An 18,262-nucleotide genomic window follows, 5' to 3' on the forward strand; every position below is an offset into this window, starting at 1 on the left:
CCACAAGAAGATGATGTAGCTCACAATAGCGAAGATCTTGGTCAACGTGAAGTGGGTCTGACAGGGTTATTGGACGTTGCGAACTTCGTCAATCGGTCGGGTTTCCAGCCCTTGTTCCCTGGCGATAATCAGCAAGTCGGTGTCGACGTCGTGAGCTTCGATTTGGGCCAGCACGGCGTCGGCATTCCACAATTCCCCGGTATTGCTGGCCAAGAATTGGACGGGTCGGCCAAAGCGTTTGCGCAGCGTGGTGGCAAGCGTCGGGTCCATCGGGCCCACGAGAATGAGTTTGCCCGTGTCGGCTGCAACGGCCGGGGTATCAGTGGCTTCCGGTTCGGCGGGCGCATTCCGGCTGTCCTGTCGCAGTACGGCCGCGTGGTAGGCGATGATGGTCAGGCCAGCGGTCAGGTAGCCGATTTCGGTGCGGGTGTCGTACAGCGTGGTCAGGCTCAGTTGGTTTTCCATGACGTCGGCGATGATTTCGGCAACGGCTGCGATCAGCGCGATCACGACGGTGATAGCGGCGGCGCCCAGCAGCACGATCAGATAGATTCGGCGCGACACCGCCGTGAGCTCGACCTCGGGATGTTGTTCTGCGGCGCGCTGGGCCAGTCGCCAGTGCGACCACCACAGCGGAGCACCCACAATGATCAGGGTCAGTCCGCCGAGCAGCGTGTTGAGCGGGTTGTGGTACAGCTGGGCCGGGGTGATGGCGTCCACGAGAGCCACGACCAGTAACCCGACCCCGGCAGCCGCGGCGATCGCGCCGATGCCCGACACCAGGTACTGATAGACCCGGTGCAATGGAGTGTGGTCAGTCGCATCCAACAGGTCGCGGTGGTACCACCAGACCAGTGCGCCGATCAGCAGGGCGGCTACGGCTTGCGGCCATTCAAACCAGGTGACAAAGGGCATTGGGTCGCCCAGTAGATGCACCAGCCCGCGCCAGAGCAACGCTTGGGCACCCACGAGCGCCGTCGTGAGTCCGCCGGCAACCCCGAGCAACAGCACGTAGGCGTGCCAGATACTTCCGCGGGGCAGCTTGCTGGCCGAGAGTAGCCAGTAGACGATCCAGAGCAGCGCGCCGCTCACGAACAGTCCGGCTGCTGAGCCCAGCGGCACGAAGGACCCGATCAGGATTTGGGTGCCGGTGAGCATCTCCAGCGAGGTGGCCAACAGGTCGATGAGCCCACCGGTAGCTAACACCAGCCCGATGGTCGAGCCCAGCAGCAAGTGCGCAACCGCATTGGCCGGCGCCAGGGTCCGTTGAATGACCCGCCAGTGGATGGCCCCCACAATGACCCAGATGATCAGGTGTCCCACGGCGTCGCCGTCGAAAATTTGGGTGCCCAGCGCCGTGGTGAGACTTTCGGAGAGTTTGACCGCCGTCATGCCCGCCCCGGTCAGTGCCGCGGCGGTCAAATAGGCCTGATAGATCAGCGATCCACGTTCTTCGGGGTCGTTACGATGGGTTCGCACAATCCACCAGATCAACAACGCGGTAATCGGCAGACCGATGACGACGGCGGTCACGGATTGGGCCAATAACAGGGGTTCGTCGAACTCCGGGGTGCTGCCAAATGCACGGGCTAACAGGTCGGCGGCACCATTGGCCACCACGATGACTAGCGCGTAGAGCAGCACGTATTGGAAGGCGCGGCGGAACATGTGCCCGGTGAGGCTTTTGCCCTGCATACGCCGGGCGGCGACGACGATAAATCCGACGGCCCCGACCAGCAGGGCGACCAGCAGAATCGTAAGGCTCATAGCATCCCCGCGCAAATGTAGACGGGCCATGGGCTACCGGTGATCAGCCACCCGGCGTCGGTTTGGATCAGTTCGAATTGTTCTTGGTGGACGAAGGTATCAAAAAATGGTTCGCCGTAGCTGCCAATTTCAACGCTGACGGTCGCACGGTCGTCAGTCACGTTGGCTTCAAAGAGCGAAATGGCGGTGTCCTGTGGGTAGTAGGACTGCTCAAAATGGCTGACGTTGCACATCAGGGCGGGATCTAGGTGGCGCAGGGCTGCCGGATAGTTTTGGTCGACGACGGCCTGAACGTAACTTTGCACGGTGGCCTCTGGTGAGTCCGGTGCCCACCGGGCGGTTTGGTCGCGATTAGCAAAAATCGCAGCAAGAATCGCCACGATCACGATCAGTCCCGTGATGACGGCGAGCACAACGTTGGACACCTGCTTCATAACCTAAGTATCCGCCTGTGAGAGCCGGTTGGCAAGGGTGTGGGAAAGAGGTATGCGACACTGCAGGCCGGTCCCGTCTACGAAAGCTTCCTGGGACCGGTCTGTAGTGACGAGGTGCGGTTAGAATTCGCGGGCGATGAGGTCTTTCATGACCTCGTTGGTGCCGGCGTAGATCTGCTGAACGCGGGCGCCAGCATACATCCGAGCGATGGGGTATTCCATCATGAACCCGTAACCACCCCACAGCTGTAGGCAACGATCGATGACCCTATTTTGAAGATCAGTGCCCCAGTATTTCGCGGCCGAGGCCTGTTCGCCGGTCAGCCGACCCGCATCGTGTTCGTTGATGCAGTAGTCAATAAACGTTTTGCCGGCCAGAGTTTCGGTGGCGCACTCGGCCAGCACGAACTTGGTGTTCTGAAAGTCCATGACCGTGTGCCCAAACAGTTTGCGCTCCTTGGTGTAGGCAATGGTCTGGCGGACGGCGGCTTCGGCTTGTCCGACCCCGGAGATCGCCACGGCCAAGCGTTCTTGCGGCAGCTGCTGCATCAGCTGGATGAAGCCCTTGCCTTCCCCAGCTTCACCACCCAGGATATTGGCGGCTGGGACGCGCATATTTGTAAAGGACAGTTCGCGGGTGTCTTGGCCGTGACCGCCAAGTTTGGCCAGCACGCGGCCGCGTTCGAAGCCTTCCAGGCCATCGACTTCGGCCACGACCAGGGAGATGCCGCGAGCGCCGGGCTCATCGCTAGTGCGGGTCACGATGATGACCAACCCGGCCTGGGTGCCGTTGGTGATGAACGTTTTGGAACCGTTGATGATCAGATCATCGCCGTCTCGCGTGGCGTGGGTGCGAATGGCTTTCAGGTCCGAACCGGTGGTCGGTTCGGTCATGGCAATGGCTCCGACCAGTTCTCCGGAGGCCAGTTTGGGCAACCAACGTTGTTTTTGTTCTTCGGTCCCGTATTCCACAATGTAGGGTGCCACGATGGTCGAGTGGATGGCATAACCCCAAGAGTCATCTCCGGCAAGACCCTGTTCATAGAGGACTACGGCTTCGTGGCTGAAGTCCCCACCACCGCCCCCGTATTCTTCCGGGACGGAGATGCACAGCAGCCCGTTGTCGCCGGCCTTATTCCACAGGTCGCGGTCGACCTGATGGCTTTCGGCAAAGCGTTCGGCGTGCGGGGTGATTTCGGCGGCCATGAATTCGCGGGCCATTTCGCGGAGGTCGGCGTGTTCTTCGGTTTCCCAAATCGGATGGTAGTTGTCCAAGATCATGATGAGTCCTTAGCGGGTTGAGACCGTTCCGGTCTTTTCGGCTATTGGGGAGATGAAGATGGGTTTGATCAGCCAGGCGACCCCGACGGTCACCGCTACCGAGACGGCGAAGACTGCGATGCCGATCCAGTCGTCTGCGTTGCGTGCGGCAAACATCATGTTCAGGTTGCGCAGCACCCCGGTGGTGAACACCAGGAACAGGTGGACGATGATGAACACGACGAAGTACACCATGGTGTAAAAGTGGATCGTGCGGGCTATCGGTAGGGTGAAGGCTGTATTCAAGCCCTCGGCTTTCTGTGGCCACCAGGTCGATAACCGCAGCCCAGTGAGTACGGCGATCGGTGCGGCAATGAAGACGGTGACAAAATACGTCATGATCTGTAGGGCGTTGTAATAGATCCACGCGTTATCTGCCGGCCAATCCAGTGACACGTACTGGATTCCAGCCGAGAGCAGGTTGGGGAAAATATCCCAGTTGGTGGGCACAATGCGCATCCAGTGCCCGGTCGCAAAGACCATGATGTAGAAGAGCAGCCCGTTTGCGACCCACAACACGTTAAAGCTCTGGTGAATCCACTGCTGAATCGACACTTTCGCCGGGGTGTTGTTCTTGCTCGGTGAATAGAATCCACCGTCGGTGGGCGTCCAGTAGGCCTCGGGTCGTTCCTGCTTGCGAATCAACCACCCCGAGCGGATGACCATCACAATGATGAAGAAGTTGAAGAAGTGCTGCCAGCCCACCCAGGCCGGAATGCCGGCTTCCACCCCGTCGGGGTGTGTTGGGGTGCCATCGTACGTCGCAAGAAATTCCGCAACCGGCTCCAGCGTGCGCAACCACTGTGCCAACAGCACCAAGCCTGCCGCCACCACAGCAACACCCAGCAAACTCAGCACGACCTTGGCGGTCTTTGACAGTCCCTGCTTTTCGGGGCTCGCAGCAACAGGCGCTGGCGTCTTGGCAGCCGGAGTGACCACCTCTGGCATCGTGACCTGCGGTTCCGCAGGTACTGCAGCTGAGGCGCCCATGCGCTTCGGCGCGGGCTGTTCGGCGACCGGTTCGGCAACCGCAGCAGCGGGTTCTGCCATCGGCTCGGGTATTGGGGTCTCTTCGACCACAGGTGCGGTGGCTGGGTGGCCAACTTTCAGTGGTTCCCAACCGTCCATGCGACGCCGCGGTACATCGTCAGTCACCGGTGCCGGGGCGGCCGGCGCGCTCTGCGATGCGGCCACAGCAGGTTCAGTTACGGCAGGGTCGGTTGCCGCAGTCGCTGGCTGTTCGGATACTTCCGCTGGTGCACCACTGTCAGAAACCTGTGCAGTAGTAGATGTCACGGGAGTATCGTGAGCAACGGTTAGCGGTTGCCAACCGGCCAACCGACGGCGGGGAACATTGGGATCCTGGATCCGACCCGTCGGCGCTGCCGTTTGAGACGTCATCGCACCATCAGCTGGTTCTGGCGCGCTCGTCGTCGTTGGCCTAGCGGTCTGGGTCGGAGGACTCGCCGGATCAGCGGCAGCCACGGGAGCTGCAGTATTCGCCGCGGTCAGTGGTTGCCACCCTGCCATGCGGCGGCGTGGGACATCAGGGTCCTGGACCGGACCGGTGGCTTGGGCCGGTGCTGTCTGTTGGGCGGCGGCTGCTGGTTGCGCTGCGATTGGTTGTTCGACCACGGGCTGTGTGGTCTGCGGTGCGGCACTTGGCGCTGGGGCAGCGGGTTCGACTGCGGTCGACGGCACCTGGGCAGGCGCATCGGTATGCTCGACGATGAGTGGCTGCCATCCGACCATGCGACGTTTTGTCATAGATATCAGCTTTTACGGGCTTGGAGTTCATCTACAATTTGTGGCAGGACCTCGAAGAGGTCTCCGACCACGCCGAAGTCCGCAGCGTCAAAGATCGGTGCGTCTTCGTCTTTGTTGATGGCGACAATGGTTTTGGCGGTCTGCATCCCGGCCAGGTGCTGGATGGCCCCCGAGATACCAACGGCAATGTAGAGGTCCGGGGAGACCGAGACACCGGTTTGGCCGATCTGCAGGTTGTGGGGCACATACCCGGAGTCCACTGCGGCGCGCGAGGCTCCGACGGCGGCATTGAATTGATCGGCAAGGTCTTCGATGAGTTGGAAGTTTTCTTCGGAACCCACGCCACGGCCACCGGCGACCACCACGGAGGCATTAGCCAAAGCGGGCCGGTCTGAAGTCGTATCCAGCGCTTCGGTTGCGACGATCGTAGCCCCCGGACCGGTGGCCACTTCAGCATCCGAGGTCACAACATTGGGCTGAGCAACAGCTTCTGCTCGGTCTGCGATCGCTCCCGGGCGGATGGTCACGATCATCAGACCACCTTCTACGGTGGATTCGGTGTTGTAATCACCACCGAATACCGAGTGCTGGGCCACGGGCTCTTGGCCGTCGGCGTCCCAATAGATCCCAGTGGCATCCGATGCCACCGCCCCCTTGGCGGCAATGGCAATCCGACCGGCCACCGCCGCGTTGACCGGAGTGTGCGAGGTGACCACCAACGAGGCGCCATAGTGGTTGATCGCCGCCACTGCTGCGGCTACCTGGGCTGTGCCCAGTTGATCAGTTGGGCCTTCGTGAACAAAAATTTCGGTGGCCCCAGCCGCACCCAGCGCGGCGATGGTGTCAGCATCCGGGGGCGTGGTCACCACGGCGACCGGATCGCCAATGGTCGAGGCGGCACCCAGAACTTCTGCAGGGTCGGTGGTAGCTATCAGCGCGAGCACTTTCGACACGTTCAAAGTCTCCTTAGATCAGGTGCCGGGAGGCAAGGAAATCGACAAGTTCAGTGGCAGCGGTATCGCCTGAGACCTTCTGGCCGGCTTCCCGCGGTGGACGCTCGGCGGCTGACACCATCACGTTGCGCACATACGCAGCATCCGGCCCGGCAACCAGGCCCAATTCCGCGGTCGAGGTGATGGTGATGTCTTTCTTCTTGGCCTCGCGGATAGCTTTGAAGTTTGGCAATTTCGGCTCGCCAGCCTTTTCGGTCAGCGACACAATCGCTGGCGTGGCAGCCGTCAAAGTCAGTTTTTCGGTCTCGGTATTGACCGCCGCGGTTACGATTCCTTCGGCAACCTCGATCGAATCGGCCGCCACAATGTGCGGTCGACCCAGAATCTCGGCCATCATCGCCGGCACCATGCCACCGCCACCATCGGTGGAAGCCTCACCCGTGAGCACCAGATCAGCGTCGGCCACCGCAGCGGCCAACACGCGCGCGGTTTGGACCATATCCGAACCGGCCAGGGCGTCATCGACAATGTGTACCGCCCGGTCCGCAGCAAGCGCCAAAACCTTACGAATGGCTTTATCCGCTCCAGCAGGGCCCATGGTCACGGACACCACCTCGGTCGCGGTGCCGGACTTTTTCAGGTCAGCTGCCACCGTGCACACGCGTTCATCGATTTCATCCACAACGTTTTCAGATGCTTCCCGAGCTAACATTCCGGTGTCCAACGCGATATGGCGCTTCTCATAGGTGTCGGGCACCTGCTTGACGAGCACTACGACTTTCATTTACACCTCATAGTGATGACGTTCACGCACTGTATATTTGTACAATATACCGTACAATTTAGACGCTCCGAAAGAGTTTAAGGGCAACCCTGTCTGTGGCCCAGCCACGTTACCGCACGAAGGTCTACCACAATGTCACACCCCGTTATCAATGTTGATCTGACCGCCAAGGCTCGCATTCGTCAGGTGGCCCTGGAGCTTTTCGCGCTCAACGGCTCCGATGGCACCTCAATGCGTGCGATCTCCTCGCGCGCCGGAGTGACCGTTGGGCTCATCACTCACCACTTCGGCACCAAAGCCGGTCTAATCCAAGCGGTCGAAGACGACCTGTTAGACGGTATCGCCAATGCGATTGCCTACCAGGAGACGGATGAAAGTGTTGACGGCGTCGTCAGGAAACTCGACCAGCGCCTGTTGGATCATATTGACGCCAACCCACTGGTCGCTGCCTATTTGCGCCGGATGATGCTCATTGAGGGCAATGGGGCCGGGGCAGATCTGACCGAACGGTTCACCCGCATGGCATTGCGCCAGATTCAAGATTTGCGCCGTCGTGGGATTGCGTCGACGTCACGCGATGCCGAAGACCAAGTCATGCAGGTCATGCTGGTGCAGCTCGGTCAGGTGCTGATGCAACCGTTCGTCGATCAAATTGCCGGGCACCTGGGCCAAGACCCGCAGCGCTACCAGCTCAGCCTGCGCAAGACCCGCACTACCTAGCATGGGGTCGCACCGGGTGCTATATCGTGCCCAATCGCTCTTCACATAGCGACACTTGGGGCAACACTTATTCATATTCACCAACGTGGTCTCTGACATGGACATTCGGCTTCCGATCCATGTCTAGTGCTGTATTTACTTACAAGACCGCGCAACGCACGCCGAGAATTAGAACACATCCGGTACCGCCTGATGCGCAAAGCCCGTGATCACAACCTCGGGCTGACATGCATTCGTGTTTTTCCACCTGTAGAGTGTCCTCACGATTCATAACCACGAATCACCACCATCCAGAGCGACTGAGAGAACTGGCTCTATGAAGTCGCAGCAACCTTGCCCCTTGCGGGTATCGTGCTACCGCCAGTAACGATGGGAACCATTTATCACTGTGATTTCTAAACTTTAAATATATTTCGCTCGCATGACCAGTATGAGAGCCGTCCTGGATTCGCTGACCGCGCTCTTTGAAGACCCTTCTTACAGCACCTTAAAGAAAGCTCCCTTAATGCAAAACTCACACCACTCTGTCACGAAATTCATGCTCACTGTAGTGGGCGCGATGAGTCTTCTGTCGCTTACCTCTTGCGGTCTAGCAAATAATGCCGACGACAAAACGATTTCAATGATCCTTACAGAGTCCGGGCCTTTCCAAGAACCAACAAAGATTGCCGCTGAGCTGTTGGAAGAAGATGGCTGGACACTGGAACCCACCTACGTCACGGATATTATTCAGCCGAACCAGGTGGTCGCTAACGGCGAGTACGATGTAAATTATTTTCAGCATCTGGCATACCTCCGCCAGTTCAATGCTGACTACGACTTAAATATCGAACCATTATTGGCGATATTTCAAGCACCGGCCGGGATATACTCCGAACGATACGATTCGATCGAAGACTTGCCCGATGGCGCGCAGATTGCGCTGCCTGTTGATCGTGCCAATAATGGACGCGGCTTGCTGCTCTTACATGAAGCGGGCCTCTTGACAGTCGATGATTCCAAGGAAGTCACCGAAATCTCCCAAGAGGACATTCTTGATAACCCGAACAATTACAAATTTGTTGAAGTGGATCAACAGTCGCTGGCACAAATCCTTCCAGATGTTGATGCAGGGTTTTCGTTCACGCGACTCATCGCAGAATCAGATCTAGAGGTTGCGGCCACGGAACCACTGCTCATAGAAGACGACGCCGAAGCACAACTCCCCTATACCGTGGTCATCGCGGCAACTGATGATTTTGCTGAAACCCAACCAGAAAAGTTCGAGGCTTTGCGAGCCGCCTACCAATCCGAAGAAGTCAATGATTGGTTTGATCAATATATCGGTGGTCTGAAGAAGACGGCTTTTAATATCGATGTGTCCGAAGTCTGGGACGATTTTCAGACCAGTGCACCAGGAGCGTCATGATTTGAGCTTCCGGCTCTAACGTGACCAGCGAGTGTTGGATTATATTGCGGCAAACCCTCTGGTTGCAGCATATTTACGGCGGACAATACTCATTGAGGGCCACGGGGCCGATCTGACCGAACGGTCCACCCGAATGGCGCTACAGCAGATTCAAGATTTGCGCCGTAAGACCCGCACTACCTAGCGCACAGAAAATCGTCGTGTTTAGGTTCGTGCCCTGCGATCTCTGCGCACGGCACGGACAATGCGGCGAATGATATCGATAACAAGGACAGCGGCGATCGCAAACAATATCCAGCCCACCAGATCAGGTCGACCTTCGGGCATGAAAAACCTGACACCGACAAACAGCACCAATAGCAGGACGACGACTTCGCCGAGGATCCCGAAAAACCCAAGCCGGGTGGCAGAGAGTCCGTGGTCTGGATCTTGGGGTGACGTGGTGTTGTCGTGTGGCGATACGGTGTCTTCATCATTATGGGAACTCATACGTCTCACCTTTCAAACACGGGTTGGTTTAGCCACCACGCTAACGGCCAACCGCCGCTGTGCGAAGGGATTACCCCACAATTGGCCAGCAAAGTTTTTGCCGCTCAGAGGCTTCTGATGAGGTCGTTTAGTCGTAGCGCATTAAACACGGTGGAAACGACTGCAATCAACCAGGCCCGGGATGACAATGGGTTAACGTTCGAAATCCGCGCTGCGGATGTTGTCCAAAGGAGCTGAACCGATGCTGAAATTATCACCTGACTCTGAATTAGTAGTCAAAGAAACCGCTGGCGTCGTCGCCGAGATTGCTGACGATGCGACGGTTATTTTTTATCGAGACATGTTCGAAGCCCACCCCGAACTGCTCAACGTGTTCAACCTCGCAAACCAAGCGATCGGTGAGCAACCCAAGGCGTTGGCCGCCTCGGTGGTGGCGTTCGCTGTGCACCTGATTAATCCGGATGCCCCGGATTTCACCCCGGTTATGCAGCGTATCGCGCACAAACACGTCTCGCTGGGCATCACCGCCGAGCAGTACCTGATTGTTGGGCGCTACCTGCTGGGAGCGGTAGCCAAAATACTGGGGGACGCTGCCACGCCGGAGATCGCTGCGGCCTGGGATGAGGTCTACTGGCTCTTTGCCACCGCACTGATCGCCGAAGAGGCCCGGCTGTATGCCAATGCCGGCACCGATCCGAAGGTTCCATACCGCCCGTACCGTGTGGTCGAACGTTTTGAAGAATCCGATGAAGTGTTCTCACTGCTGCTGTCCCCCATCGATGGTCAGGTGCCCAGTCACTACACCGGCCAGTATGTGTCCATTGCGGTGGATCTGCCAGATGGTCACCGTCAACCGCGGCAGTACACGATTTCTTCGGGTCCGCGCGGCGACTCGCTGCGCGTGACCATCAAACGGGTGCGCGGCGTCAAGGGTGCACCGGATGGTCGCGTGTCGGGTTGGCTGCATGAACATGCCACGCCGGGCACTATCCTGGATGTCTCACAACCGGCCGGCGACGTTATTTTGGAAGACTCAGATAAACCGCTGGTGTTGGTCTCGGCCGGGATTGGTATTACCCCGGTTGCAGCGATCATGGAAGACCTGTCGCGGCGTCAACCCGAACGCACCGTGCGATTATTCCACGCCGATAAAACCCACGCCCACCACGCACTCTATGACGGGCTGCGCCGTCAGGTCCTCGCGATGCCGGACGCCCGGGCACAGAACTGGTACGAAGAGGGCGCCGAAGAGGCTCCCACCCTGCACCCGGCGCGTCCCGGGTTCATGGACCTCTCCGATGTAGACCTGCCGCAGGATGCCGAAGTGTTTATGTGCGGTCCGCTACCGTTCATGCAGATTGCCCGCAAGACCCTGATGGACCAGGGGGTGCCCTCTGAAGCAATTCATTACGAGGTGTTCGGCCCGGACATGTGGGCGCAAAACCCCGCGAATGCCTAGCGGTAAGACAACGCCGGCCGTAGCCGCCATGACGTTTCAAGGGTAGCCTGAAGAACACCAAGAGCACGAGCTCTGTGGTCGTAGCAGGTGAAAGGCAGGAGTCATGGAACGTGGCAATACTGCACCAGACCAGCATCCGCAGCGCCCTGACCCGGAGCAAGGTCGCTCGGCCACCCGCATGGGATTTTTCATGGTCCCGGTGTTCTTCTTTGGCGCGGTGATCATGATTGGCATCGGGTTCACGTTTCTGAGCATTCCTGATCAGCCAGCAGTGCTCGGCTACGCGGCCTTTGCGCTAGCAGCGGTCTGCGTACTGCTGGCCATTCGGCGCATCCGACGGATCTCTACCGGAAAAGAAAAATACTAAAACCCTACACGGGGCACTCGGTGTGGGTGGTTCCGGCCGCCGCACGCTGTTGGGCCGCCAGGGCAAATTCGGCAAGCTCGGCATCGGTGCGATAACCATCGATGCCGGGCGTTGCTGCTTTAGCATCTTTCGCAGCAGGCTGTTCATCCTCGCGTCCCAGCACCAGTAGGCAACTGTGAGCGGTAGTAAACGGGTGGAGACGGCGCAGTTTGAGCGGCCCGTCGACCTGGTCAAGTTGTTGACGCACCAGTTTGGCATGCACCGAGCAGACTGCCGGACGATCCTGCGCGAGCAGGTCCTGATAAAGACACGGTTTGACGTCAACGGTGAGCTGGGCGTGATCGAGCACCGGTTCCATGCCGACGTCGTCGAGATGTTCATACAGCACGTCGAGTTGGTGTAATGCGTCGTCGGGCAGATCTTGGCCGTGGCCAAGTTCAGGGCTGATGCGGCGCAGCAGTTGACCGCGAGCGCCGGCTTCTTCGGCGCGTTCGCGAGCGGTCGGGCTGTGGTCGACGTCGTCTACCGGGTGGTATTGCATCGGTGGTCGACCGCGACGACCAGTGTCAACCGGGGTGGCCGTGATAAAGCCTTCGTCTTCGAGCACTCGGAGGTGACCCCGCGCCGTATTGATATGGATCTCTGCGGCTGCGGCGAGGGCTTTGAGGGTCTGGCCGGGTCGCCGTTGGATGGCATGGAGCAGTTTGAGTCTGCTGCCCTCCGTCAGCCCCCGATAATCGGTAACTCTGCGAGGCATGCTTTCATCCTAGGGACACTATGGACGTTACTGGCGAGTCACTTCGCGTTCGGCGCGAGAGCGGGGTCATGAGCAGCCGCTTAGGCGGACCGCCGATAGGTAGTCTCCCGGTGTCCTTGGCCACCCGTGCGAAGGACGATGCCTTCGGAGACGAGTCGTTGCACCCCGTAACGGGTCTGCGACAGGCTCAGCTTCGTGGCGTGTGCAAGGTCGTGGATATTCATAGGGTCTTCCCGCAGGACGTTCCATAACGTGGCGCCGTGTTTGCTGACTGCGGCGGCCCGTGCAGCGGCGCTATCATCGTTGTCCCGAGGAGAATGATCCGTACCGGCATGATCGGTTGCTCCGAGTTGTGGTGCGGGTGTCTCGTTAGGTACTGATTGCAACGCCAGCGGTTGTCCGATGTGTGTTGTGTCGTCTCGTTGCAGTTGTTTGTCGATCCAATACCTCGTCGCGTCGTGGTCTTGACGTGTGCGAACCAGTCCCAGCTCAGCCAAGTGCGCTAACTGGCTTATTGCAAACTTCGTACCGGCCGGACCGAACTCACGATACAGCTCGTCTGTGTTCCAGGGTTTCCCGTTGCTCATCGCGACCAAGAGGTAGCGCTGCGGTGTGGTCAACCGGTCATGTGACGGCAGCGTGACTAACCAGTCTGTATCAGCGTCGGTCAACTCATCGCGCCGACCAACAGTGACTATCACCTGCAGCCCGGAATCGAGATATGCCGGCGCGTGCACACCAGCCCGGCGGAGCACCCAATGTACCTCGCGAAGCGTACAACGGGCAGGATCCACGATCCGGTGTCCACCCTCTACCGAAACGAACCTGCAGATTTCATACAGGGACGGATTCACCGCCGTTTCCCTGGGTTCCCGTCCCAGCTGTTCCAGGCTTATCTTGTGCAACCCACCAGGACTTGTGACCGTCAGCTCACCTTCGACCACTTCTAGCTGCACGCTTTGGCCCAACGTATGCGGGCTCAAGCTTCGGTGGATCAACGCATTAGTGATGACCTCACGAATCGCCACGATGGGGATGCTGGTGCGATGCAAGCCATGCACCGAGTGCTGGCTGGAGTCCCCTGCTTGGCGAATCACCCAGCGGACTGCATTTTCTAACAGCACGGGCAATGGGCCTTCAAAGCGCTGCGGCGTCGCATCTTGCTCGGTCGTTGCATTCCTGGACGTGGCGGTAATGCGAAGGTTGGGAAAGAACTGCTGCGGATACCGACCTAGCGTATAGACTCCAGCGACCGTGAGCAGACCGTCGGTTGTCATGACCCCTGTTGATTGCAGAATCTCAGTATCACTGGCATCGGTTAGGATTTGGGAATCATGTCGAACCGCTTCGAGAAATCTTTGCACGAGTGCCTCATTGAGGTGCTGGGCTGAAGAGTCGTTCACGGCGCGAAGATCGTAAGCCTCCTGCTGCTGATCTTGTAACTGCTGAACCTCTGACGGCGATAAAACATAGTTCCCCCGTTCAGAGCGTATGTAGGCCTGATGGGTGGCAACGACCCGAAATGGCATGGCGGCCGGGTCGGCTGGGGGCACGTTTGCTACCAGCACCGGCTGGTCGTCAAAGTTTGCCCTGAAAAGACTCAGCTGGAGAGCGGGCTGGATGTGGTCTTGTGACAGTGCCTGAAGCTCGGACTCCAGCGTCTCACTCGCCTTCAATAAAATAGGCTGAGCGTTATCGCCTAATCCGATGACGATGAAACCACCGCGGGGCATATTCGCGAAGGCACACAGCGTTTCGACCAGTGTGTCATCCACGACCTCGTAGACCGCGCGTGTCAGCGGTGAAGTCGTCCCCTGAGACAACAGGTCTTGAATGCGATGAGACTCTGAAGTGATCATAGCCTCAGAGTATACTTTAGATGTTTGAATGTTTATGATTCAGCGAAAAGTTTGAATGTTAGGTACGATTCCAAGCTGACAAGGGCTAACGGGACATTGTTTCAACTACCTGGCGGCAAATGAAACTGTGAAGGATAGTCTGCGTGGAGACTCGCAATGTTTGAGTCTCCACGCAGACGACCTATCGGACGCCTCAAGTTGGCCTCACAATATCTTGAACCGCGCCGAGCCCTCTTAGTGCCAGAGGCGTCTCAATCGGCCTTGGAACTTGGTGCGATCCCTTGGAGATCTCGTTGCTCGAGGGTGGCATCAAGCGCTACGCGCAACACGTCTTGAAAATCATGATGATCCTCGTAGGCTCGGCGCTGTATGGCCGAACCAGACCCACCTTGCAGAATGTCATCGACGACCGCTTCAACAATGGATGTTTCCTTGTATTCATCCAACACCGGACGAACTTCAGCTAGCAGTTGGGTGACCACATCCGCGGCCGGCGCCGGCGTACCGGTGTACGGCTGGACAAGCTCTCCCTCGACACCGTAACGACTGGCCTGCCATGTCCAAGCCCGCAACACAGTGACCGGCACGGGCAGGGGGTCTTGGTCTTGGTGTCGGACTACGGTTTCTACTAACGCCCGTGTGAGCGCTGCGATGACGGCGGCGTGCTCGGCATGCAGGCAAACATCAGCTACCCGAACTTCTATGGTGGGCTGGTGATCGCTGGCGCGAGCGTCAAAATACATCATCCCGGCATCTAGCGGAACGCCACTGTTGAATAACGCTTGCAGGTGGGCATCATAAGCGGCAGCGCTGCCATAGATTTCGGTAGGTCCCGAGTTTGGCCACCGAGTCCACTTCTGGTAGCGATACGAGGCAAAACCGGAGTCAAGCTCTCGAGCAAACGGGGAGTTACTGCTCAGAGCGAGCAGCACAGGCAACCAGATGCGGATGCGGTCTAGGGCGATCACGGCTTCTTCGCGTGACTCAATATCAACATGGATGTGAAACCCATTAGTCAGTTGCTCGGTTGCAGTCGCCCCAAAGCGGTGCGCCATTTGGTTGTTGCGGTCGCCTGGGACCATATGCGTCTGATGATCACCTGGGTCCACCGGAAGAGCCGCTACCGCCCCACCAGCCAGGGCCGCGGACTCTTGTGCCAGTTTGCGCCCGGTACGGATAGCCTCAAGCTGCCCGGCCAGGGTGTATTGGGGTGGCGAGTTGACCTCCACCTGTTCTTGTTTGAACTCGGTGGTCAGACTATGCCCACTGGGAATGGTATTGCCCTGTGCTGCAACAGCCAACGCTCCCCCGGGTAGTAACTCCAGGGATTCGGTGTCCACCAACAGCAATTCTTCTTCAACCCCAAATTTGCGCATCGGCGCATCCTTTCAACAACAGGAAACCTTCGATTCGTCGCGTTATCCCAAACCGTGACGTTGCAACCACATTTCTAACAACCCGACTTGCCACAACAAGTTGCCGCCTGTCGGAACATAATGCTCATTGGGTTCTGCTAATAACTGGTCGAGGAAATCCTGTCGGAACAGTCCGCGCTTCCGAGCTTCTGGGGCCTGGAGCGCTTCGGTGACTTGCGACAGTATGGGCTCTTGGAGATGTTTCAAGGCCGGCACCGGGAAGTACCCTTTTGGCCGGTCAATCACTTCATTTGGTAGGAGCTCACGGCCGATGTCTTTCAAAATACCTTTGCCGCCCTGGTCGGTCCGTAACTCGGTGGGACATGTGATCACCAGTTCAACGAATTCGTGATCAAGGAACGGCAAGAAGGCCTCAAGACCGGCAGCCATAGACATGTTGCTCACGCGTTTGACCGGGTCATCGGCCAGGATCAACTGTGTCTCAAGGCGCAGCACGGCGTCTATCGAAGTTTGCGCTCCGGGCTCGGCTAAATATTCGGCGAGCAGTTCTCGGCTGACGTCCGATGGGGCCAACCACTCGGGGTTCACAATGCCCGCCAGGTCGTCTTGGTTATGGTCTTCAAAAGCCTCTAAGAAGGTTGGTAGGACTTCCTGGCGATCCACGCCGTCGGCGGCACGGTGGTAGCGGTAGCCTGCAAAAATTTCATCGGCGCCCTGACCGCATTGCACCATATTGGTGTGTTTGGCGACGGCTTGGGAGTGTAAATAGAATGCCGGCACGTCGTGGCTGGCCATCGGCTCAGTCATTGCTGCGATGGCGTCGTCCACTGCCGCATACAGTTCGTCGGTGCCGATCTTCAGCGTGTGATGATCAGTGCCGAATTCCTCGGCAACGCGGTCTGAGTAGACGAACTCATTACCGCTTTGATCCCCTACTCCTTCAAAGCCAACACTGAAGGTCGCAATATCCTGAACGCCGGCCTCGGCAAGGAGTGCCACCAGCAGGCTGGAATCCAGGCCGCCGGACAGCAACACGCCCATGTGATCTTTGGAGACAATGCTGCGTTGCACAGCGGTCTCCAACGACTGGCGAATGGCGTCATGCCAGTCCCGGTCGCTCCAGTCTGACCGGCTGGTACTGCGAGCGTAGTCCGGCTGCCAGTAGATGGTCTCATCGGTCTGACCATCGGCATCGATGACCTGCATGGTCGCGGGTGGCAGTTTCGTAACCCCGCTGACGAGCGTGCGCGGTGCGGGCACAATCGAGTGCCAGCTCATGTAGTGATGCAGCGCGTTTTGATCGATCGTGGTGTCGATGCCGCCGCTTGCAACGAGCGCAGGTAGGGTCGGGGCGAAGCGCAACCGGCCGTTGGCGTGTGCCAGATATAGCGGTTTGGCGCCCAACCGATCTCGGGACAGGATCACTCGACGACGGCGCTGATCTGCCAGCACGATGACGAAGTGACCGTGCAGGTGCTGAACGAAATCTGTGCCCCAGCGGTGATATGCTGCCAGCACGATTTCGGCATCCGAGTCGGTGCGGAACCGGTAGTCGGCAGCCAACTCGGTGCACAACTCGTCACGGTTGAGAATCCGTCCATCAAATACGACGGCCACTTCGTGATCCTCATCGATGAGTGGTCCGGGTGCCTTAGCCGAAGGTGCTGGCCTATCGAGGCGTACTTGGCCGAATGCCAGCCAACCGTTTTGTATCACGGTTGGTTCCTGGCCGTTGTGGTTAGCCAGGTGCTGCAGCATCGTGTGTACTGGTTTTTCCTCGGCTCGCGCTCCCTTGAAAGCAACTTCTCCTGCAATAGCAGACAACATAAAAGTTCTACCCCACTGATCGGTATAGATGTTCTTCGTTGTTAAATTTTGTGTGTTTCACGCAGAAATTTATTGTGAGCTCTTGATCTTCGACGCTAACAGTCGCGAAATCTCGGTCACTAGTTTTCGTGAGCTGATGTTTTCCTGAGAGTTCCTCGGCATCCACAGTCAAGACTCGGATGGCGCGTGGTGTAAGCGCAATACGTTAAATTTTGTTTACTGAACTCACGCTAACCACAACCCCTGAGTGATTGGCTGATGAATCTTGTGTAGACGCTGAAAAGCCCCGAATAGGCAAGCGACTGAGTTTCGGATTCTCCGAGGTCAGTATCGGAAAATGCGGGTCACCGAGCCCTACAACGGAAAACGAATGTGTTGTGGCGTGTCGCTGACGAACAGCGTTAATCGTCAGGCGCGATGCCACCCAGCAGGGCTTCGGCCACCACCTGGTAGCGACGCTCACCGGGACCGGAAGTTCCTTTAACAAGCTGTACCTGGCGGGCCTGCCAGATGATAGCCTCCAGCTCATGACCCCCGAAGACATCATCTGCCGCGCGCGGGACTGGCCGCACCCGACCGAGCGTCACATGCCCGTGAAACGGACGCCATCGCGCCCGGTGGTCAGAAGACAGTTCACCCATGCGGTCAATGAACATCGTCCCCAGGCGCTCGGCTCCGGTGACCGGTACTGCCAGGCTATTTCGACCCAGCCAGTGCGTTGCGCCCGCGGCTGTGAGTGTGACCGGGGCTAGCAGCGTGGCGACGTCGGTCATCGAGTCGATGAGGAGGTGCTCGTCATCCTGCGTGCCAAGAAAAAAGAGTGTGCAGTGCAGGTCGGCGGGATGATTCCAGGACACCGTCGACGGGTGATCGACAGACACGGATGCCTGAATGGTCTCGGCCAGTGCGGTGAGATGGTCCTGGACGGGCGTGGGGACCATGAGGCCGATGAAATACCGTGTCACGCTACTGCAC

At 58.3% G+C, this 18,262-nt stretch carries 16 protein-coding genes and 1 riboswitch; of the genes, 4 read left to right on the top strand and 12 right to left on the bottom strand.

Features of this window, described 5'->3' with window-relative positions; translation table 11 throughout:
- Nucleotides 1-66: 66 nt before the first annotated feature.
- The 6 genes from FB556_RS02945 to FB556_RS02970 form a co-directional block, all read right to left on the bottom strand.
- A complete protein-coding gene (locus FB556_RS02945; protein ID WP_141864592.1) occupies nt 67-1,767 on the bottom strand; it encodes a DUF5671 domain-containing protein in 1,701 nt (566 codons plus the stop codon).
- Complete coding sequence (locus tag FB556_RS02950) at nt 1,764-2,201, bottom strand: hypothetical protein (RefSeq protein ID WP_141864594.1); 438 nt, start codon at nt 2,199-2,201, stop codon at nt 1,764-1,766. Before FB556_RS02950 ends, FB556_RS02945 begins: the two co-directional genes overlap by 4 nt.
- 120 nt (nt 2,202-2,321) lie before the next feature.
- Complete coding sequence (locus tag FB556_RS02955; protein ID WP_141864596.1) at nt 2,322-3,482, bottom strand: acyl-CoA dehydrogenase family protein; 1,161 nt, start codon at nt 3,480-3,482, stop codon at nt 2,322-2,324.
- A 9-nt stretch (nt 3,483-3,491) separates the two neighbouring features.
- Nucleotides 3,492-5,288 (bottom strand): cytochrome b/b6 domain-containing protein, encoded by a 1,797-nt coding sequence (locus FB556_RS13615; protein ID WP_246057170.1) that lies wholly within the window; start codon nt 5,286-5,288, stop codon nt 3,492-3,494.
- 5 nt (nt 5,289-5,293) lie between these two features.
- Nucleotides 5,294-6,241, bottom strand: coding sequence for an electron transfer flavoprotein subunit alpha/FixB family protein (locus FB556_RS02965; RefSeq protein WP_246057171.1), 948 nt, complete (start codon nt 6,239-6,241; stop codon nt 5,294-5,296).
- Nucleotides 6,242-6,254: 13 nt separating this feature from the next.
- Nucleotides 6,255-7,025, bottom strand: a complete 771-nt coding sequence (locus FB556_RS02970) for an electron transfer flavoprotein subunit beta/FixA family protein (RefSeq protein ID WP_141864600.1) — start codon at nt 7,023-7,025, stop codon at nt 6,255-6,257.
- Between the two features lie 132 nt (nt 7,026-7,157).
- On the opposite strand from FB556_RS02970, the gene FB556_RS02975 reads away from it, so the two are divergent.
- Nucleotides 7,158-7,745, top strand: a complete 588-nt coding sequence (locus tag FB556_RS02975) for a TetR/AcrR family transcriptional regulator (protein WP_141864602.1) — start codon at nt 7,158-7,160, stop codon at nt 7,743-7,745.
- Nucleotides 7,746-8,028: 283 nt separating this feature from the next.
- Nucleotides 8,029-8,121, top strand: a riboswitch (SAM riboswitch).
- 45 nt (nt 8,122-8,166) lie between these two features.
- Nucleotides 8,167-9,153, top strand: coding sequence for a MetQ/NlpA family ABC transporter substrate-binding protein (locus FB556_RS02980; protein ID WP_246057172.1), 987 nt, complete (start codon nt 8,167-8,169; stop codon nt 9,151-9,153).
- A 204-nt stretch (nt 9,154-9,357) separates the two neighbouring features.
- On the opposite strand, the gene FB556_RS02985 is transcribed toward FB556_RS02980, so the two are convergent.
- On the bottom strand, nt 9,358-9,642 hold the full coding sequence (locus FB556_RS02985) for a hypothetical protein (protein ID WP_141864604.1): 285 nt from the start codon (nt 9,640-9,642) through the stop codon (nt 9,358-9,360).
- Nucleotides 9,643-9,886: 244 nt separating this feature from the next.
- Between FB556_RS02985 and FB556_RS02990 the strand changes: the two genes are divergently transcribed.
- Together FB556_RS02990 and FB556_RS02995 are read left to right on the top strand one after the other, a co-directional pair.
- Nucleotides 9,887-11,101, top strand: a complete 1,215-nt coding sequence (locus FB556_RS02990) for a globin domain-containing protein (RefSeq protein ID WP_141865305.1) — start codon at nt 9,887-9,889, stop codon at nt 11,099-11,101.
- Nucleotides 11,102-11,204: 103 nt separating this feature from the next.
- A complete protein-coding gene (locus tag FB556_RS02995; protein ID WP_141864606.1) occupies nt 11,205-11,468 on the top strand; it encodes a hypothetical protein in 264 nt (87 codons plus the stop codon).
- A gap of 4 nt (nt 11,469-11,472) precedes the next feature.
- On the opposite strand, the gene FB556_RS03000 is transcribed toward FB556_RS02995, so the two are convergent.
- The 5 genes from FB556_RS03000 to FB556_RS03020 form a co-directional block, all read right to left on the bottom strand.
- Nucleotides 11,473-12,225, bottom strand: a complete 753-nt coding sequence (locus tag FB556_RS03000; RefSeq protein ID WP_141864608.1) for a helix-turn-helix domain-containing protein — start codon at nt 12,223-12,225, stop codon at nt 11,473-11,475.
- Between the two features lie 80 nt (nt 12,226-12,305).
- Nucleotides 12,306-14,084: an RNA-binding domain-containing protein gene (locus tag FB556_RS03005; protein ID WP_141864610.1), complete on the bottom strand. Its 1,779-nt coding sequence runs from the start codon at nt 14,082-14,084 to the stop codon at nt 12,306-12,308.
- A 251-nt stretch (nt 14,085-14,335) separates the two neighbouring features.
- On the bottom strand, nt 14,336-15,460 hold the full coding sequence (locus FB556_RS03010) for a glutamate--cysteine ligase (protein ID WP_141864612.1): 1,125 nt from the start codon (nt 15,458-15,460) through the stop codon (nt 14,336-14,338).
- A 42-nt stretch (nt 15,461-15,502) separates the two neighbouring features.
- Nucleotides 15,503-17,287 (bottom strand): N-acetylglutaminylglutamine amidotransferase, encoded by a 1,785-nt coding sequence (locus FB556_RS03015; protein WP_246057173.1) that lies wholly within the window; start codon nt 17,285-17,287, stop codon nt 15,503-15,505.
- A gap of 401 nt (nt 17,288-17,688) precedes the next feature.
- Nucleotides 17,689-18,252: a 2'-5' RNA ligase family protein gene (locus FB556_RS03020; protein WP_211343959.1), complete on the bottom strand. Its 564-nt coding sequence runs from the start codon at nt 18,250-18,252 to the stop codon at nt 17,689-17,691.
- Between the last annotated feature and the right edge of the window lie 10 nt (nt 18,253-18,262).

The organism is Enteractinococcus coprophilus (assembly GCF_006716305.1).
GTDB classification, from domain to species: domain Bacteria; phylum Actinomycetota; class Actinomycetes; order Actinomycetales; family Micrococcaceae; genus Yaniella; species Yaniella coprophila.

Coding starts and splice junctions, on each gene's coding strand:
- FB556_RS02945 (WP_141864592.1), bottom strand. CDS start 1,767: ATGAGCCTTACGATTCTGCTGGTCGCCCTGCTGGTCGGGGCCGTCGGA.
- FB556_RS02950 (WP_141864594.1), bottom strand. CDS start 2,201: ATGAAGCAGGTGTCCAACGTTGTGCTCGCCGTCATCACGGGACTGATC.
- FB556_RS02955 (WP_141864596.1), bottom strand. CDS start 3,482: ATGATCTTGGACAACTACCATCCGATTTGGGAAACCGAAGAACACGCC.
- FB556_RS13615 (WP_246057170.1), bottom strand. CDS start 5,288: ATGACAAAACGTCGCATGGTCGGATGGCAGCCACTCATCGTCGAGCAT.
- FB556_RS02970 (WP_141864600.1), bottom strand. CDS start 7,025: ATGAAAGTCGTAGTGCTCGTCAAGCAGGTGCCCGACACCTATGAGAAG.
- FB556_RS02975 (WP_141864602.1), top strand. CDS start 7,158: ATGTCACACCCCGTTATCAATGTTGATCTGACCGCCAAGGCTCGCATT.
- FB556_RS02980 (WP_246057172.1), top strand. CDS start 8,167: ATGACCAGTATGAGAGCCGTCCTGGATTCGCTGACCGCGCTCTTTGAA.
- FB556_RS02985 (WP_141864604.1), bottom strand. CDS start 9,642: ATGAGTTCCCATAATGATGAAGACACCGTATCGCCACACGACAACACC.
- FB556_RS02995 (WP_141864606.1), top strand. CDS start 11,205: ATGGAACGTGGCAATACTGCACCAGACCAGCATCCGCAGCGCCCTGAC.
- FB556_RS03000 (WP_141864608.1), bottom strand. CDS start 12,225: ATGCCTCGCAGAGTTACCGATTATCGGGGGCTGACGGAGGGCAGCAGA.
- FB556_RS03005 (WP_141864610.1), bottom strand. CDS start 14,084: ATGATCACTTCAGAGTCTCATCGCATTCAAGACCTGTTGTCTCAGGGG.
- FB556_RS03010 (WP_141864612.1), bottom strand. CDS start 15,460: ATGCGCAAATTTGGGGTTGAAGAAGAATTGCTGTTGGTGGACACCGAA.
- FB556_RS03015 (WP_246057173.1), bottom strand. CDS start 17,287: ATGTTGTCTGCTATTGCAGGAGAAGTTGCTTTCAAGGGAGCGCGAGCC.